Source organism: Streptomyces sp. NPDC111656 (genome assembly GCF_055656965.1).
On record NZ_JBVKCA010000002.1, the window covers coordinates 806,975 to 823,021 of the forward strand.

Annotated in this window: 11 protein-coding genes and 1 tRNA gene; 1 reads left to right on the top strand and 11 read right to left on the bottom strand. The window is 66.1% G+C overall.

Going from position 1 to position 16,047, the window contains the following annotated elements; genetic code table 11:
- From ACZ7M3_RS09245 to ACZ7M3_RS09295, 11 genes are all read right to left on the bottom strand, one after another.
- Nucleotides 1-3,900 (bottom strand): DNA-directed RNA polymerase subunit beta', encoded by a 3,900-nt coding sequence (locus ACZ7M3_RS09245; protein ID WP_067367151.1) that lies wholly within the window; start codon nucleotides 3,898-3,900, stop codon nucleotides 1-3.
- A 113-nt stretch (nucleotides 3,901-4,013) separates the two neighbouring features.
- The gene (rpoB, locus tag ACZ7M3_RS09250) at nucleotides 4,014-7,499 is read right to left on the bottom strand and encodes a DNA-directed RNA polymerase subunit beta (RefSeq protein ID WP_472061916.1); all 3,486 of its coding nucleotides are present in this window, start codon (nucleotides 7,497-7,499) and stop codon (nucleotides 4,014-4,016) included.
- Between the two features lie 638 nt (nucleotides 7,500-8,137).
- On the bottom strand, nucleotides 8,138-8,518 hold the full coding sequence (rplL, locus tag ACZ7M3_RS09255) for a 50S ribosomal protein L7/L12 (RefSeq protein ID WP_351302485.1): 381 nt from the start codon (nucleotides 8,516-8,518) through the stop codon (nucleotides 8,138-8,140).
- Nucleotides 8,519-8,642: 124 nt separating this feature from the next.
- Complete coding sequence (gene rplJ / locus ACZ7M3_RS09260; protein ID WP_060901499.1) at nucleotides 8,643-9,173, bottom strand: 50S ribosomal protein L10; 531 nt, start codon at nucleotides 9,171-9,173, stop codon at nucleotides 8,643-8,645.
- 360 nt (nucleotides 9,174-9,533) lie between these two features.
- Nucleotides 9,534-10,385: an SCO4651 family lipoprotein gene (locus ACZ7M3_RS09265; RefSeq protein ID WP_472062201.1), complete on the bottom strand. Its 852-nt coding sequence runs from the start codon at nucleotides 10,383-10,385 to the stop codon at nucleotides 9,534-9,536.
- A gap of 166 nt (nucleotides 10,386-10,551) precedes the next feature.
- Nucleotides 10,552-11,487 (bottom strand): SCO4651 family lipoprotein, encoded by a 936-nt coding sequence (locus ACZ7M3_RS09270; RefSeq protein ID WP_472061918.1) that lies wholly within the window; start codon nucleotides 11,485-11,487, stop codon nucleotides 10,552-10,554.
- A gap of 154 nt (nucleotides 11,488-11,641) precedes the next feature.
- The gene (gene rplA / locus ACZ7M3_RS09275) at nucleotides 11,642-12,367 is read right to left on the bottom strand and encodes a 50S ribosomal protein L1 (RefSeq protein ID WP_472061920.1); all 726 of its coding nucleotides are present in this window, start codon (nucleotides 12,365-12,367) and stop codon (nucleotides 11,642-11,644) included.
- Between the two features lie 94 nt (nucleotides 12,368-12,461).
- Nucleotides 12,462-12,896 carry a 50S ribosomal protein L11 gene (rplK, locus tag ACZ7M3_RS09280; RefSeq protein ID WP_030359033.1) on the bottom strand — a complete coding sequence of 145 codons (435 nt, stop codon included), beginning with the start codon at nucleotides 12,894-12,896 and terminating at the stop codon, nucleotides 12,462-12,464.
- 168 nt (nucleotides 12,897-13,064) lie between these two features.
- Entirely contained in the window at nucleotides 13,065-13,940 is an 876-nt protein-coding gene (gene nusG / locus ACZ7M3_RS09285; RefSeq protein WP_097225078.1) for a transcription termination/antitermination protein NusG, read from the bottom strand.
- Nucleotides 13,941-14,017: 77 nt separating this feature from the next.
- Nucleotides 14,018-14,299: a preprotein translocase subunit SecE gene (secE, locus tag ACZ7M3_RS09290; RefSeq protein WP_067367170.1), complete on the bottom strand. Its 282-nt coding sequence runs from the start codon at nucleotides 14,297-14,299 to the stop codon at nucleotides 14,018-14,020.
- Between the two features lie 107 nt (nucleotides 14,300-14,406).
- Nucleotides 14,407-14,479: transfer RNA gene (locus ACZ7M3_RS09295), tRNA-Trp, on the bottom strand.
- A gap of 247 nt (nucleotides 14,480-14,726) precedes the next feature.
- Here ACZ7M3_RS09295 and ACZ7M3_RS09300 point away from each other — a divergent pair.
- Complete coding sequence (locus tag ACZ7M3_RS09300) at nucleotides 14,727-15,953, top strand: pyridoxal phosphate-dependent aminotransferase (protein ID WP_472061923.1); 1,227 nt, start codon at nucleotides 14,727-14,729, stop codon at nucleotides 15,951-15,953.
- The last annotated feature ends 94 nt before the right edge of the window (nucleotides 15,954-16,047 follow it).

Below are 16,047 nucleotides of genomic sequence, written 5' to 3' on the forward strand. Positions count from 1 at the left end.
TTACTGGTTGTACGGACCGTAGTCGTAGTCCTCCAGCGGGACGGCCTGGCCGGAGCCGGTGCCGAACGGCGAGTAGTCGATGTCGTCGTAGCCGACGGCCGAGTACATCGCGGCCTTGGCCTCCTCGGTCGGCTCGACCCGGATGTTGCGGTAGCGGGACAGACCCGTACCGGCCGGGATGAGCTTACCGATGATGACGTTCTCCTTGAGGCCGATCAGGGAGTCGGACTTGGCGTTGATCGCCGCGTCCGTCAGAACCCTGGTCGTCTCCTGGAAGGACGCCGCCGACAGCCACGACTCGGTCGCCAGCGAGGCCTTGGTGATACCCATCAGCTGCGGACGGCCGGAGGCCGGGTGGCCGCCTTCCTGGACCACACGACGGTTCTCGGTCTCGAACTTCGAGCGCTCGACCAGCTCGCCGGGCAGCAGCTCCGCGTCGCCCGACTCGATGATCGTCACACGGCGCAGCATCTGCCGGATGATGATCTCGATGTGCTTGTCGTGGATCGACACACCCTGCGAGTTGTAGACCTTCTGGACCTCGCCGACCAGGTGGACCTGGACGGCACGCTGACCCAGGATGCGCAGCACGTCGTGCGGGTTGGTGGCACCCACGGTGAGCTTCTGGCCCACCTCGACGTGCTCGCCCTCGGACACCAGGAGCCGGGCACGCTTCGAGATCGGGAACGCCGTCTCGTCGCTGCCGTCGTCCGGGGTGACCACGAGCTTCTTGGTCTTCTCGGTCTCCTCGATCCGCACGCGGCCGGAGGCCTCGGAGATCGGGGCGACACCCTTGGGCGTACGAGCCTCGAAGAGCTCGACGACACGGGGCAGACCCTGGGTGATGTCGTCACCGGCCACACCACCGGTGTGGAAGGTACGCATCGTCAGCTGGGTACCGGGCTCACCGATGGACTGGGCGGCGATGATGCCGACCGCCTCACCGATGTCGACCAGCTTGCCGGTGGCCAGCGAACGGCCGTAGCACATGGCGCAGGTGCCGACGGCGGACTCGCAGGTCAGGACCGAACGGGTCTTGACCTCCTCGATGCCGTGCTTGACCAGCTCGTCGATGAGGACGTCGCCGAGGTCGGTGTTGGCCGGGGCCAGCACCCTGCCGTCGACGGTGATGTCCTCGGCCAGCGCACGTGCGTACACGCTGGTCTCGACGTTCTCCGTCTTGCGCAGCACGCCGTCCTCGCCGCGCTCGGCGATGGCCAGACGCAGACCACGGTCGGTGCCGCAGTCCTCCTCGCGGATGATGACGTCCTGCGAGACGTCCACCAGACGACGGGTGAGGTAACCCGAGTCGGCGGTACGCAGGGCGGTGTCCGCCAGACCCTTACGGGCACCGTGCGTGGAGATGAAGTACTCCAGCACGGACAGACCCTCACGGAACGACGCCTTGATCGGACGCGGGATCGTCTCGTTCTTGGCGTTCGACACCAGACCGCGCATACCGGCGATCTGACGCATCTGCATCATGTTTCCTCGGGCACCCGAGTCGACCATCATGAAGATGGGGTTCGTCTTCGGGAAGTTCGCGTTCATCGCCTCGGCGACCTCGTTGGTCGCCTTGGTCCAGATCGCGATGAGCTCCTGAGTGCGCTCTTCCTTGGTGATCAGACCGCGCTCGTACTGCTTCTGGACCTTCTCGTCCTGCGCCTCGTAGCCCTTGACGATCTCCTTCTTCGCCTCGGGAACGACGATGTCGGAGATGGCCACGGTGACGCCGGAGCGGGTGCCCCAGTAGAAGCCCGCCGCCTTCAGGTTGTCGAGCGTCGCCGCCACGATGACCTTGGGGTAGCGCTCGGCCAGGTCGTTGACGATCTCGCCGAGCTGCTTCTTGCCCACCGAGTAGTCGACGAACGGGTAGTCCTCGGGCAGCAGCTCGTTGAAGAGCGCACGGCCCAGAGTCGTACGGAGGCGGAAGGTGTCACCCTGCTGCCACTCGGGCTCGCCCTCCTCCTGCGCCGGCGGGGTCCAGCCGCGCGGCGGGATGGTGCCCACCGGGAAGCGGATGTCGACGGCCGACTGGAGCGCGAGCTCCCCGGCGTCGAACGCCATCGTCGCCTCGGCGGTCGAGCCGAAGGCACGGCCCTCGCCCTTGACGTCGCGCAGCTCGCCGTCCGTGGTCAGGAAGAACAGACCGAGGACCATGTCCTGGGTCGGCATCGTGACCGGGCGGCCGTCGGCGGGCTTGAGGATGTTGTTCGAGGACAGCATCAGGATGCGGGCCTCGGCCTGCGCCTCCGCGGAGAGCGGCAGGTGGACGGCCATCTGGTCACCGTCGAAGTCCGCGTTGAACGCGGTGCAGACGAGCGGGTGGATCTGGATGGCCTTGCCCTCGACCAGCTGCGGCTCGAAGGCCTGGATGCCGAGGCGGTGCAGCGTGGGCGCACGGTTCAGCAGAACCGGGTGCTCAGCGATGACCTCTTCCAGGACGTCGTACACGACCGTGCGGCCGCGCTCGACCATCCGCTTGGCGCTCTTGATGTTCTGCGCGTGGTTCAGGTCGACCAGGCGCTTCATCACGAACGGCTTGAAGAGCTCCAGCGCCATGGCCTTGGGCAGACCACACTGGTGCAGCTTCAGCTGCGGACCGACGACGATCACGGAACGCGCGGAGTAGTCCACACGCTTGCCGAGCAGGTTCTGACGGAATCGACCCTGCTTACCCTTCAGCATGTCGCTGAGGGACTTCAGCGGACGGTTGCCGGGGCCCGTGACGGGGCGACCACGACGGCCGTTGTCGAAGAGCGCGTCGACGGCCTCCTGAAGCATGCGCTTCTCGTTGTTCACGATGATCTCGGGGGCACCGAGGTCAAGGAGTCGCTTCAGACGGTTGTTGCGGTTGATCACGCGGCGGTACAGGTCGTTCAGGTCGGAGGTCGCGAAGCGGCCACCGTCCAGCTGCACCATCGGACGCAGGTCCGGCGGGATGACCGGCACGCAGTCGAGCACCATGCCCTTGGGGCTGTTGCTGGTCTGCAGGAACGCGGAGACGACCTTGAGGCGCTTGAGCGCACGGGTCTTCTTCTGGCCCTTGCCGGTGCGGATGATCTCGCGGAGGCGCTCGGCCTCCTCGTCGAGGTCGAAGGACTCCAGGCGCTTCTGCAGCGCCGCGGCACCCATCGAACCGTCGAAGTACGTGCCGAAGCGGTCACGCAGCTCGCGGTAGAGGAGCTCGTCACCCTCGAGGTCCTGGACCTTCAGGTTCTTGAAGCGGGTCCACACCTCGTCGAGACGGTCGATCTCGCGCTGCGAACGGTCACGCAGCTGCTTCATCTCACGCTCGGCACCCTCGCGCACCTTGCGGCGCACATCGGCCTTGGCACCCTCGGCCTCGAGCTCGGCCAGGTCGGTCTCGAGCTTCTTGGCACGGGCCTCGAGGTCGGCGTCGCGACGGTTCTCGACCTGCTGACGCTCGACGGAGACGTGCGCCTCCAGCGAGGGCAGGTCGCGGGTGCGGCGCTCCTCGTCGACGAACGTGATCATGTACGCCGCGAAGTAGATGACCTTCTCGAGGTCCTTCGGGGCGAGGTCGAGCAGGTAGCCCAGACGCGACGGAACGCCCTTGAAGTACCAGATGTGGGTGACGGGAGCGGCCAGCTCGATGTGGCCCATCCGCTCACGACGCACCTTGGCGCGAGTGACCTCGACGCCGCAGCGCTCACAGATGATGCCCTTGAAGCGGACACGCTTGTACTTACCGCAGTAGCACTCCCAGTCCCGGGTCGGACCGAAGATCTTCTCGCAGAAGAGTCCGTCCTTTTCGGGCTTGAGGGTGCGGTAGTTGATGGTCTCGGGCTTCTTGACCTCGCCGTGGCTCCACTGACGGATGTCGTCAGCGGTGGCCAGACCGATCCGGAGCTCATCGAAGAAGTTGACGTCGAGCACTATGCGTCAATCCCTCTCAGGGTTGTAAGTCTTGGGGTCTGAAACGGGGGTCCTGGGGCCGGCGGGCCTTATGCACCTTTTCCAAGGGCGTTCAAAGGCCCGCCGAACTCCCGTCAGACCTCTTCGACGCTGCTCGGCTCGCGCCGGGACAGGTCGATGCCGAGCTCCTCCGCCGCGCGGAAGACGTCCTCGTCGGTGTCACGCATTTCGATGGACATACCGTCGCTGGACAGCACCTCCACGTTGAGGCAGAGAGACTGCATCTCCTTGATGAGCACCTTGAAGGACTCGGGGATGCCGGGCTCGGGGATGTTCTCGCCCTTGACGATGGCCTCGTAGACCTTCACGCGGCCGGTCACGTCGTCGGACTTGATGGTCAGCAGCTCCTGGAGGGCGTAAGCGGCGCCGTACGCCTCCAGCGCCCACACCTCCATCTCACCGAAGCGCTGGCCACCGAACTGGGCCTTACCACCCAGCGGCTGCTGGGTGATCATCGAGTACGGACCGGTCGAGCGGGCGTGCAGCTTGTCGTCGACCAGGTGGTGGAGCTTGAGGATGTACATGTAGCCGACCGAGATCGGCTCCGGGAACGGCTCGCCGGAGCGGCCGTCGAACAGCGGCGCCTTGCCGGTCGGGAGCACCATGCGCTCACCGTCGCGGTTCGGGATCGTGTGCTGCAGCAGACCCGCGAGCTCGTCCTCACGCGCACCGTCGAAGACGGGGGTGGCGACGTTGGTGCCCGGGGCGACCACGTCGGCCTCGATGGCCTGCAGTCGCTGCGCCCAGTCGTCGGCGAGACCGGAGACGTCCCAGCCGCGGCTGGCGAGCCAGCCGAGGTGGATCTCCAGGACCTGTCCCGGGTTCATTCGGGACGGGACACCGAGCGGGTTGAGGATGATGTCGACCGGGGTGCCGTCCTCCAGGAACGGCATGTCCTCGATCGGCAGGATCTTCGAGATGACACCCTTGTTGCCGTGACGGCCGGCGAGCTTGTCACCGTCCGTGATCTTGCGCTTCTGCGCCACGTAGACACGAACCAGCTGGTTCACGCCCGGCGGCAGCTCGTCGCCCTCTTCACGGTCGAAGACGCGGACGCCGATGACCTTGCCGATCTCGCCGTGCGGCACCTTCAGCGAGGTGTCGCGCACCTCGCGCGCCTTCTCACCGAAGATCGCGCGGAGCAGGCGCTCCTCCGGGGTCAGCTCGGTCTCACCCTTGGGCGTGACCTTGCCGACCAGGATGTCGCCGGCGACGACCTCGGCACCGATGCGGATGATGCCGCGCTCGTCGAGGTCGGCGAGGACCTCCTCGGAGACGTTCGGGATGTCCCGGGTGATCTCCTCGGGGCCGAGCTTGGTGTCACGGGCGTCGACCTCGTGCTCCTCGATGTGGATCGAGGAGAGGACGTCGTCCTGCACGAGGCGCTGCGACAGGATGATCGCGTCCTCGTAGTTGTGACCCTCCCACGGCATGAACGCCACGAGCAGGTTCTTGCCGAGGGCCATCTCGCCGAACTCGGTCGCCGGGCCGTCGGCCAGAACCTGACCGGCGACGACCCGGGCGCCCTCGTCCACGACAACCTTCTGGTTGACGGAGGTGCCCTGGTTCGAGCGGGAGAACTTGTGCAGGCGGTACGTGGTGTACGTGCCGTCGTCGTTGGCGGTGGTGACGTAGTCCGCGGAGACCTCCTGGACCACACCGTCCTTCTCCGACTTCAGTACGTCACCGGCGTCGACCGCACAGCGGTACTCCATGCCGGTGCCGACCAGCGGCGCCTCGGACTTGATCAGCGGCACGGCCTGACGCATCATGTTCGCGCCCATGAGGGCACGGTTGGCGTCGTCGTGCTCGAGGAACGGGATCATGGCGGTCGCGACCGACACCATCTGGCGCGGCGAGACGTCCATGTAGTCGACGTCCTCACCGGGGACGTAGTCGACCTCTCCGCCACGACGGCGGACCAAGACGCGGGACTCCTCGAAGCGGAGCTCGTCCGTCAGCGGCGCGTTGGCCTGCGCGATGACGAACCGGTCCTCTTCGTCGGCCGTGAGGTAGTCGACCTCGTCGGTGACGACACCGCCGGTGACCTTGCGGTACGGCGTCTCGACGAAACCGAACGCGTTGACCCGGCCGTAGGAGGCGAGCGAGCCGATCAGACCGATGTTCGGGCCTTCAGGGGTCTCGATCGGGCACATGCGGCCGTAGTGCGAGGGGTGCACGTCACGGACCTCGAAGCCGGCCCGCTCACGGGAGAGACCACCCGGGCCAAGAGCCGACAGACGGCGCTTGTGGGTGAGACCCGACAGCGGGTTGTTCTGGTCCATGAACTGCGACAGCTGGCTGGTGCCGAAGAACTCCTTGATGGAGGCGACGACCGGCCGGATGTTGATCAGGGTCTGCGGCGTGATCGCCTCGACGTCCTGGGTCGTCATGCGCTCGCGGACGACGCGCTCCATGCGAGCCAGACCCGTGCGGACCTGGTTCTGGATGAGCTCGCCGACGTTGCGCAGACGACGGTTGCCGAAGTGGTCGATGTCGTCCGTCTCGACGACGATCTGCGTGCCGTTGTCGCCGACGGTCTCGGTCTCACCGGCGTGCAGCTTCACCAGGTACTTGATCGACGAGATGATGTCCTCGACGGTCAGGATGCCGGCGTCCAGCGGGGCCTCGCCGCCCAGCTTCTTGTTGACCTTGTAACGGCCGACCTTCGCGAGGTCGTAGCGCTTCGGGTTGAAGTAGAGGTTCTCCAGAAGCGTCTGCGCGGCCTCGCGGGTCGGGGGCTCGCCCGGACGCAGCTTGCGGTAGATGTCGAGCAGCGCGTCGTCCTGGCCCTGGGTGTGGTCCTTCTCCAGGGTGGCGCGCATGGACTCGTACTCGCCGAACTCCTCGAGGATCTGCTCGGTCGTCCAACCGAGAGCCTTCAGGAGAACGGTGACGGACTGCTTGCGCTTGCGGTCGATGCGGACACCGACCATGTCGCGCTTGTCGATCTCCATCTCCAGCCAGGCACCCCGGGACGGGATGACCTTCGCGGAGAAGATGTCCTTGTCGGACGTCTTGTCGATGGAGGAGTCGAAGTAGACGCCCGGCGAGCGGACGAGCTGCGACACCACGACACGCTCGGTGCCGTTGATGACGAAGGTGCCCTTGTTGGTCATGAGCGGGAAGTCGCCCATGAAGACCGTCTGGGACTTGATCTCGCCGGTCTCGTTGTTGGTGAACTCGGCGGTGACGAAGAGCGGGGCCGCGTACGTGAAGTCGCGGTCCTTGCACTCGTCGATGGAATTCTTCGGAGGCTCGAAGCGGTGGTCCCGGAACGTCAGGGACATCGACCCGGAGAAGTCCTCGATCGGAGAGATCTCCTCGAAGATCTCCTCCAGACCGGACTTGGTGGGGACGTCCTGTCCGTTGTCCAGAGCCGCCTCGACACGAGCCTTCCACGCGTCGTTGCCGAGCAGCCAGTCGAAGCTCTCGGTTTGCAGCGCAAGAAGGTTCGGAACCTCGAGGGGCTCCTTGATCTTTGCAAAGGAGATGCGCAGCGGGGCGGTGCTGGCGCCGTTGTTCGTATTCGCGGTCGAGGCAGTGCGCGAGGCGGCCAAGAGGGGGTCCTTCCGAGGGCTCGGACTCACTACGCGCGTACCGGCCCCCCACTGTGGGCACAGAGACAGTCCGTTCCCGATTCAGCCAAAGGGCCAGGTCAGGGATGATCTAGTCATCAATGCTCACGCGAGGGCATGCCCCTGGTGACGGGCAGGAGGCAGCTAACAGGCAGCGCAAAGGGTCAGTGTAGCCACTAGGCCCACTGATGTCCAGTCCCGGTTTTTTGAGACCATCGTTGTTCTCAACACCTGCGGCAAGCCACGCCCTCAATGCACATCGATACTGCCCTCTTCGCCACCGATCCATGCCTCGGATCCGGATCGTTGTGACGACGCGTCCTGAGAATTGCGCGCTGCGTGCGGTTCGTCAAGGCCCCCCATGCCCTCAGCAAGTGCCGCGATCGTCACGTGCAACCTGTCTTGCAGCCCGTCTTGCAGCCCGTCACGGGCTCGGCCGGAGGCAACAACGAAGATCACCATACTCGTCGCCACCGACAGTGCAAGGCAGCCGCCACCGGACCCCAGGAACGCCGAAGAGCGACCACCCAGTTGGGTGATCGCTCTTCAGTGCGTCAGCGTTACAGGCGCACTAGTGGACCTGTATCAGCTCGCGAGGGGCCCTCAGCGGGCCCGTGGGACTACTTGACCTCGACGGAGGCGCCGGCGCCCTTGAGGGACTCGGCAGCCTTCTCGGCGGCCTCCTTGGCGACCTTCTCGAGAACGGGCTTCGGGGCGCCGTCCACGAGGTCCTTGGCCTCCTTCAGGCCCAGGGAGGTCAGCTCACGCACGACCTTGATGACCTGGATCTTCTTCTCGCCGGCACCCGTGAGGATGACGTCGAACTCGTCCTGCTCCTCGACGGCCTCGACGGCGGCGGGGCCGGCCGGACCGGCAACGGCGACCGCGGCGGCGGCGGTGACGTCGAACTTGTCCTCGAACGCCTTCACGAACTCGGAGAGCTCGATGAGGGTCATGTCCTCGAACTGCGCGAGCAGGTCTTCCTGGCTGAGCTTCGCCATGATGGGCGATCCTTCCACTTATTCGGCTGGTGCCGGATGTACATGTGAGGCGGGCGTACTTTCGGCCCGCTGCGACCACTGCCTAGGCGGAACTGCTCAGGCGGCGGTCAATGCGCGAGCCGAATTACTCGGCACCGCCCTGCTCGGCCTGCTTGGCACGAAGAGCGTCCACGGTGCGGACGAGCTTCGAGGGGAGCGCCTGGAAGAGCTGGGCAGCCTGAGTCTGCTTGCCCTTGAAGGCACCCGCCAGCTTGGCGAGCAGAACCTCGCGGGACTCGAGGTCCGCAAGCTTCTTGATCTCGTCGGCGGACAGCGCCTTGCCGTCAAGGACACCGCCCTTGATGACGAGGTTGGGGTTGTCCTTGGCGAAGTCACGAAGACCCTTCGCGGACACCACCGGGTCACCGGTGATGAACGCGACCGCCGTCGGACCGTTGAACAGGTCGTCGAGCGTGGAGATCCCGGCCTCGTTGGCCGCAATCTTGGTCAGCGTGTTCTTCACCACGGCGTACTGGGCGTCTTCACCGAGCGAACGACGCAGCGTCTTGAGCTGCGCCACGGTGAGACCCCGGTACTCGGTCAGCACGGCGGCGTTCGAGCTGCGGAACTGGTCCGCGAGCTCGGCTACCGCGGCAGCCTTGTCGGGCCTTGCCATAGAGCGTCGGCCTCCTTCCGGGTGATGAGGACCGCTCAGAAGGGGCTGGGCAAAACGAAACGCCCCGGCGCAGGCGCACGGGGCGTAGCTCGACCGGTAGGTCCGCAAGCTGGGCAAGCGAACTCCGGGAGCACATCCACGGTCACCTACGCGGGTCGTCCGCAGTTTCAGCGGATCCTTCGGCCGCCCTGCCCTCTTGCGAGCGCAAGGCAACGACCAGCGGTCTTTGGCTTCTGGGGAAGAGTACGTGACGGGGTCACTGTCAAGCAAATCCGCTCGACAGCGCCTCGTCCCGGCACTCGGCGGCGCCTCGGCTCAGTGCCATACGGCGCCTCGTCTCAGCGGCGGTTCAGTGCCGGATCAGCCCTTCTGGGCGTCCTTCATCAGCTGCGCGAGGTCGACGGTGTCCTTGGCGGGCGGGGCCTTCACCGTCACCGGCTTGTTGTAGTCGAGGAAGACCATGGTCATGTCGAGCGGGCCCTTGTCGGAGGCGGCACGCACCCGGACCTGCTTGGTGTGGTCGTCCGGCCCGACCCACATGTCCATCGTGAGCTTGTCGGCGCCCAGCTCCTCGTACTGCTTCAGGCTCTTCTCGCGCTTGTCCCGCGTCGCCTTGTCCTTCTTCTTGAGCTCGGCGCGGAGTTCGTCGAGGGTGACCGTGCCGTTGTAGTGAGTGGTCTGCACGCCGTCGATCTTCTCGGTGCCGACCTTCTTCACGTCCTTTGAGCCGGTCAGGTAGGTCGACTCCTGGGACGGGTCCTGCTTGGCCTGATCGGAGAGCTTGCTCGCGTCGACGCCCCCGGAGTCGTTGGCGCCCTTCGCCATCCCGGAGATGTCGAACTTCATCCAGCTCTTGCCGTCCATCCCCTTGGCGGCGGCCGCGCCCCCGCCCAGGTACATCGCCCCGTCGACGACCCGGATCTCCACCTTGCCGTCGGCGCCCTGGTCGAGAGCGGTCATCTTCATGCTCATGGCCAGCGGCTTCATGCTCATCGACGCCTGGGCCTCGACGCGGCCCGACTCCGGGACCTTGCCGGTCATCCGGTAGCTGAGCGAGGTGATGGCCTCGCTGTTCTTCGCCGCCTTGGCCACGGCCGCCGCGGGCGTCATCTTCGGCGACTCGTCGCCCTTCGCACAGGCGACGGCGCCCCCTCCGAGGATCAGGGCCGCGAGCGCGGCCCCCGCCGCTCCATGACGTACGGAGTCACGCACAGAAAACATCAGGATCCCCCCAGGGAACACATGAGCGATACACAGACTGCGCCAGCAGCGTAGCCCAGGGAGGTTCGAGCGTCTCCTGAATTCTTTTGAGTTTCTTGGTACTTGAGTTTCTTGGTACCGGGCCTATGGGCACCTGGGCCTCCAGGCGCCCGGAGCCTCAGCTCGTGGTGCCCGACCCGCTCGAAGTGTCGCCGCTGCCCGGCGTCAGGCCCTGTGTCTTCAGCAGGTCCTTGAAATCGGTCGTGTCGCTCGCCGGGGGCGCCACGGCGGCGACCTTCACTCCGTAGTCGCTGTAGTACGTCGTGGAGGACATCGTGCCGCTCGACAACTCGCCCTTGGAGACCGCCTTGACGAGCAGGTCCTTGCCGTTGACCCAGATGTCGACGTCCTCCGTCGTGATGCCGGCCTGGGTGAACTGCTTCTTGAGGTCGGTGAGTTGGCTCGCGGTGAGGTGGGAGCTCTTGGCCGCGAGGTCCGAGACGTTCACCGTGCCCGCGTAGTGCGTGGTCTTCTCGCCGCGGACCGTCTCGTCGCCGACCTTCTTCACATCGCCGGAGGCCAGCAGGAGCTTCACCGACTGGTTCGGCGAGCTGTTCTGCATCTGGTCCTTCAGGAACGCGCCGGAGCCGCCCGCGATCTTCGCCAGGTCCTCGTACGCGTACCTGACCCAGTGCTTGCCGCCCGTCTGCTGGGCGAACGCCTCGCCCATCTTGGCGTAGTAGGCGTCCGACAGATAGCGGGCCTGCATGGAGGTGCTGCCCGTCTTGCGCATCGCCTCGGCCAGCGTGCCACCGGTGTACGTGATCGTCATGTCACCGGTGAGGCCGCCGCCCCAGCCCATGGAGCCGTTCGACTTCATGGACATCAGCGTGCCCAGGCTCGTCGTGGACTCGATCCTGGCGGAGTCGGCGCCGTCGGTGGACTTCTCGGCCGACTGCAGGGCCGCTATGGGGCTGACGTGAGTCGTGTCCTGGGCCGCCTTGTCGTCCTTGCCGGAGCCTCCGGAGGAGCCCGAGGAACAGGCGGCCACCCCCGCCAGCGCGCTCACCAGCGCGATCGAAAGGGTCACTCGGCGCACGCTCGTGCTCTTCATTCGTCCCACCCCTATGCGAATCCTGAGAGCTGCACGTTAACGCAGCCCGCTGACACACGTATCCGGGAATGGGGACGGGCCCCGCACCTCGAAAGGTTGCGGGGCCCGTGCCAAGAACGCGTATGCGACGCGGTCACCGTGGTGAGCGGAAGGCTCAGACGGCGGCCGGGTCCTCCTCGACGAGGAGGTTGCGGGTGCGGTTCGGGTCGAGCGGAACGCCGGGGCCGATCGTGGTGCTGATCGCGGCCTTCTTGATGTAGCGACCCTTGGCGGCGGACGGCTTCAGACGAAGGATCTCGTCCAGCGCGGCGCCGTAGTTCTCCACCAGCTTGGTGTCGTCGAAGGACACCTTGCCGATGATGAAGTGCAGGTTCGAGTGCTTGTCGACGCGGAACTCGATCTTGCCGCCCTTGATCTCGGTCACGGCCTTGGCCACGTCCGGGGTCACGGTGCCGGTCTTCGGGTTCGGCATCAGACCACGCGGGCCGAGGACACGGCCCAGACGGCCGACCTTGCCCATGAGGTCCGGGGTGGCGACGACGGCGTCGAAGTCCAGACGACCCTTCGCCACCTCGTCGATGAGCTCGTCGGAGCCGACGATGTCGGCGCCCGCGGCGAGTGCGGCCTCGGCACGGTCACCGGTCGCGAAGACCAGGACCCGGGCGGTCTTACCGGTGCCGTGCGGGAGGTTCACGGTGCCGCGGACCATCTGGTCGGCCTTGCGCGGGTCTACACCCAGGCGGAAGGCGACCTCGACGGTGCCGTCGTACTTGCTCGTGGAGGTCTCCTTGGCGAGACGGACGGCCTCGAGCGGGGCGTAGAGCTTCTCCCGGTCGATCTTGGCGTCCGCAGCGCGGAGAGACTTGCTGCGCTTGCTCACTACTGCTCCTGATGTGTTCTGAGGAGTCGTGGTACGGACCGAGCAGGCCCTGCCACGTGCGGCTCGCGCCGCATGATTCCTACGAAGGTGGGTGTCAGCCCTCGACCGTGATGCCCATGGAACGGGCGGTGCCGGCGATGATCTTCGACGCGGCGTCCAGGTCGTTGGCGTTGAGGTCGGGCATCTTCGTGGTGGCGATCTCGCGGACCTGCGCCTGGGTGATCTTGGCGACCTTGGTCTTGTGCGGCTCGCCGGAGCCCTTCTCGACACCCGCGGCCTTGAGGATCATCTTCGCGGCCGGCGGAGTCTTGGTGATGAAGGTGAAGGAGCGGTCTTCGTAGACCGTGATCTCCACCGGGATGACCCAACCGCGCTGCGACTCGGTCGCGGCGTTGTAGGCCTTGCAGAACTCCATGATGTTGACGCCGTGCTGGCCCAGCGCCGGGCCGACCGGCGGAGCCGGGTTGGCCGCGCCGGCCTGGATCTGGAGCTTGATAAGCCCCGTGACCTTCTTCTTCTTGGGAGGCATGTGCTCTCTCCGGGTCCTAGTGAGAGTTTTCAGCTTCCGCCCGGTTCATCCGGATGGAGGCATACCGCACAACGATAACGGGTATCCATGCGCGGCCAAAAACCGAGCAGGTCAGACGGGCTGCGTGAGCCCGTCTGACCTGTTCGGAAGACGTACGTCCAGAAGCTGCTAGTTCTTCTGGATCTGGTCGAACGAAAGCTCGACCGGGGTCTCGCGACCGAAGATCTCCACCAGGCCCTTGACCTTCTTGGAGTCGGCGTTGATCTCGTTGATGGTCGCCTGCAGCGTGGCGAACGGGCCGTCCGTGACGGTGACCGAGTCGCCGACCTCGAAGTCCAGCACCTGGACCTCGACCTTGCGCTGCGGAGCGGGCTTGCCCTCGGCCTCGGCGGCCTCACGGGCGGCCTTCTCCTCGGCCTCCGGGGCGAGCATCTTGACGATCTCGTCCAGCGTCAGCGGGTACGGGTCGTAGGCGTTGCCCACGAAGCCGGTGACACCGGGAGTGTTGCGAACGACACCCCAGGACTCGTTCGTCAGGTCCATGCGGACCAGGACGTAGCCCGGGAGCTTGTTCTGCTTGATCGTCTTGCGCTCGCCGTTCTTGATCTGCGCGACCTCTTCCTGCGGCACCTCGGCCTGGAAGATGAAGTCCTCGACGTTCAGCGAGACGGCGCGCTGCTCGAGGTTGGTCTTCACGCGGTTCTCGTAACCGGCGTAGGTGTGGATGACATACCACTCGCCGGGGAGCGTGCGCAGCTCCTCGCGCAGTGCGGTGACGGGGTCGACGGGCTCGGCCTCTTCTTCGGCCTCTTCCTCGTCGCCCTCTTCGGCGTCTTCAGCGAGGGCCTCGTCGGGAACGTCCTCGTCCTCGACGTCCTCACCGGACTCGTCCTCGACGTGCAGGGCCGCTTCCTCGGCGGGCTCGCCGGTGGCGGCATCGGCAGCCTCGAACTCGTCCACGACGTCCGCGCCCTCGACGATGTCGAGCTCGTCGTCAACGGACTCGACCGACTCGCTGGCATCGTTCAGGTTCGGGTCAGACACGGTGGCTGCTTCTTCCTGGATACATGGGGGTGGAACGCGCGAAAGGGGCGCCGGTGACGGCGCCCTTCGCTCTCGGCTCAGCCGAAGACGTACTTGGCGGCGTGGTTGAGCCCATAGTCAATCACGGTCACCAGGCCAATCATGATGACGACGAAGACAATCACCACTGTGGTGTACGTCGTCAGCTGATTGCGAGTCGGCCAGACGACCTTGCGGAGTTCCGCGACGATCTGGCGGTAGAAAGTGGCAAGGCGCTTCAGCGGGCCCTTCTTGGCACGCTTACCGCCCTTGCGGGCCTTCTTCTGAGACTCTGGCGCCTCGGCATCAGGCATGTCGATGGAGCCCACGGCGTCCGTCACTCGTCCTCACCTGATTCCGGGTCGTGGCCGCGCCGCGCCCGGTTGAGCCGCACGGCGGTGCATTGCAGTACGTACATGCGCACACATCCTGGCGAAGGTGTGTGTAGCAGGGCCGGAGGGACTTGAACCCCCAACCGCTGGTTTTGGAGACCAGTGCTCTACCAATTGAGCTACGACCCTTTGTTTCCCCCAACGTACCGCATCCACCCGGATGCTCGGTGTGCATCGGATGAGTGCGGCCGGTGAAGGCCAACGAGGTGAGAGTGTACGTGGTCCGGAGCCGGTCGTCGAACAGAAAGTGTCCGTACGGGCTTTGGCCGCCGAAGATCGACCGGTGAGGGATCCGGATCCGGACGGTTGTTCTCTTGCTGTTCAGTCTGTGAAACCCGCGTGCCGGGGGAGTTTCCGGTCTGAAACGATGGGTGCCATGAGCCCTGCAACCCCTCCCACCGAGCGCCGGGTCTCCGCCCGAGTCGGCGCGATCTCCGAGTCCGCCACCCTCGCCGTGGACGCCAAGGCCAAGGCACTCAAGGCCGCTGGACGTCCGGTGATCGGTTTCGGCGCCGGTGAGCCCGACTTCCCGACCCCGGACTACATCGTCCAGGCCGCCATCGAGGCCTGCTCGAACCCCAAGTACCACCGCTACACGCCGGCCGGCGGGCTCCCCGAGCTGAAGGCCGCGATCGCCGCGAAGACCCTGCGCGACTCCGGCTACGAGGTGGAGGCCGCCCAGGTCCTGGTCACCAACGGTGGCAAGCAGGCCATCTACGAGGCCTTCGCCGCGATCCTCGACCCGGGCGACGAGGTCATCGTCCCGGCGCCCTACTGGACGACGTACCCGGAGTCGATCCGTCTCGCCGGCGGTGTCCCGGTCGAGGTCGTCGCCGACGAGACCACCGGCTACCGCGTCTCGGTCGAGCAGTTGGAGGCCGCCCGCACCGAGAACACCAAGGTGCTGCTCTTCGTCTCCCCGTCCAACCCGACGGGCGCGGTCTACAGCCGCGAGCAGATCGAGGAGATCGGCCGCTGGGCCGCCGAGAAGGGCCTGTGGGTCCTGACGGACGAGATCTACGAGCACCTGGTCTACGGGGACGCGGAATTCCACTCCCTCCCGGTGGTCGTCCCCGAGCTCGCCGACAAGTGCATCGTCGTGAACGGCGTCGCGAAGACGTACGCCATGACGGGCTGGCGCGTGGGCTGGGTCATCGGCCCGAAGGACGTCGTCAAGGCCGCGACCAACCTCCAGTCGCACGCCACCTCGAACGTGTCCAACGTCGCCCAGGTCGCCGCCCTCGCCGCCGTCTCCGGCGATCTGACGGCCGTCGCCGAGATGCGCGAGGCCTTCGACCGCCGCCGCAAGACCATCGTGCGGATGCTCAACGAGATCGACGGCGTGCTCTGCCCCGAGCCCGAGGGCGCCTTCTACGCGTACCCCTCGGTCAAGGCCCTCGTCGGCAAGGAGATCCGCGGCAAGCGCCCCCAGGACACGGTCGAGCTGGCCGCGCTCATCCTGGAGGAGGCCGAGGTCGCGGTCGTCCCGGGTGAGGCCTTCGGCACCCCGGGGTACCTGCGCCTGTCGTACGCCCTGGGTGACGAGGATCTCATCGAGGGCGTCAGCCGGATCCAGAAGCTCCTGGCCGAGGCACGGGACTGACGTTTTCGCGCTCCACGCGTGTGTGCGGGCCGTTTCCCCCCGGGGGAAACGGCCCGCTTCTTCGTGCGAGCAAGACCACTAACGAGGAAAGCGC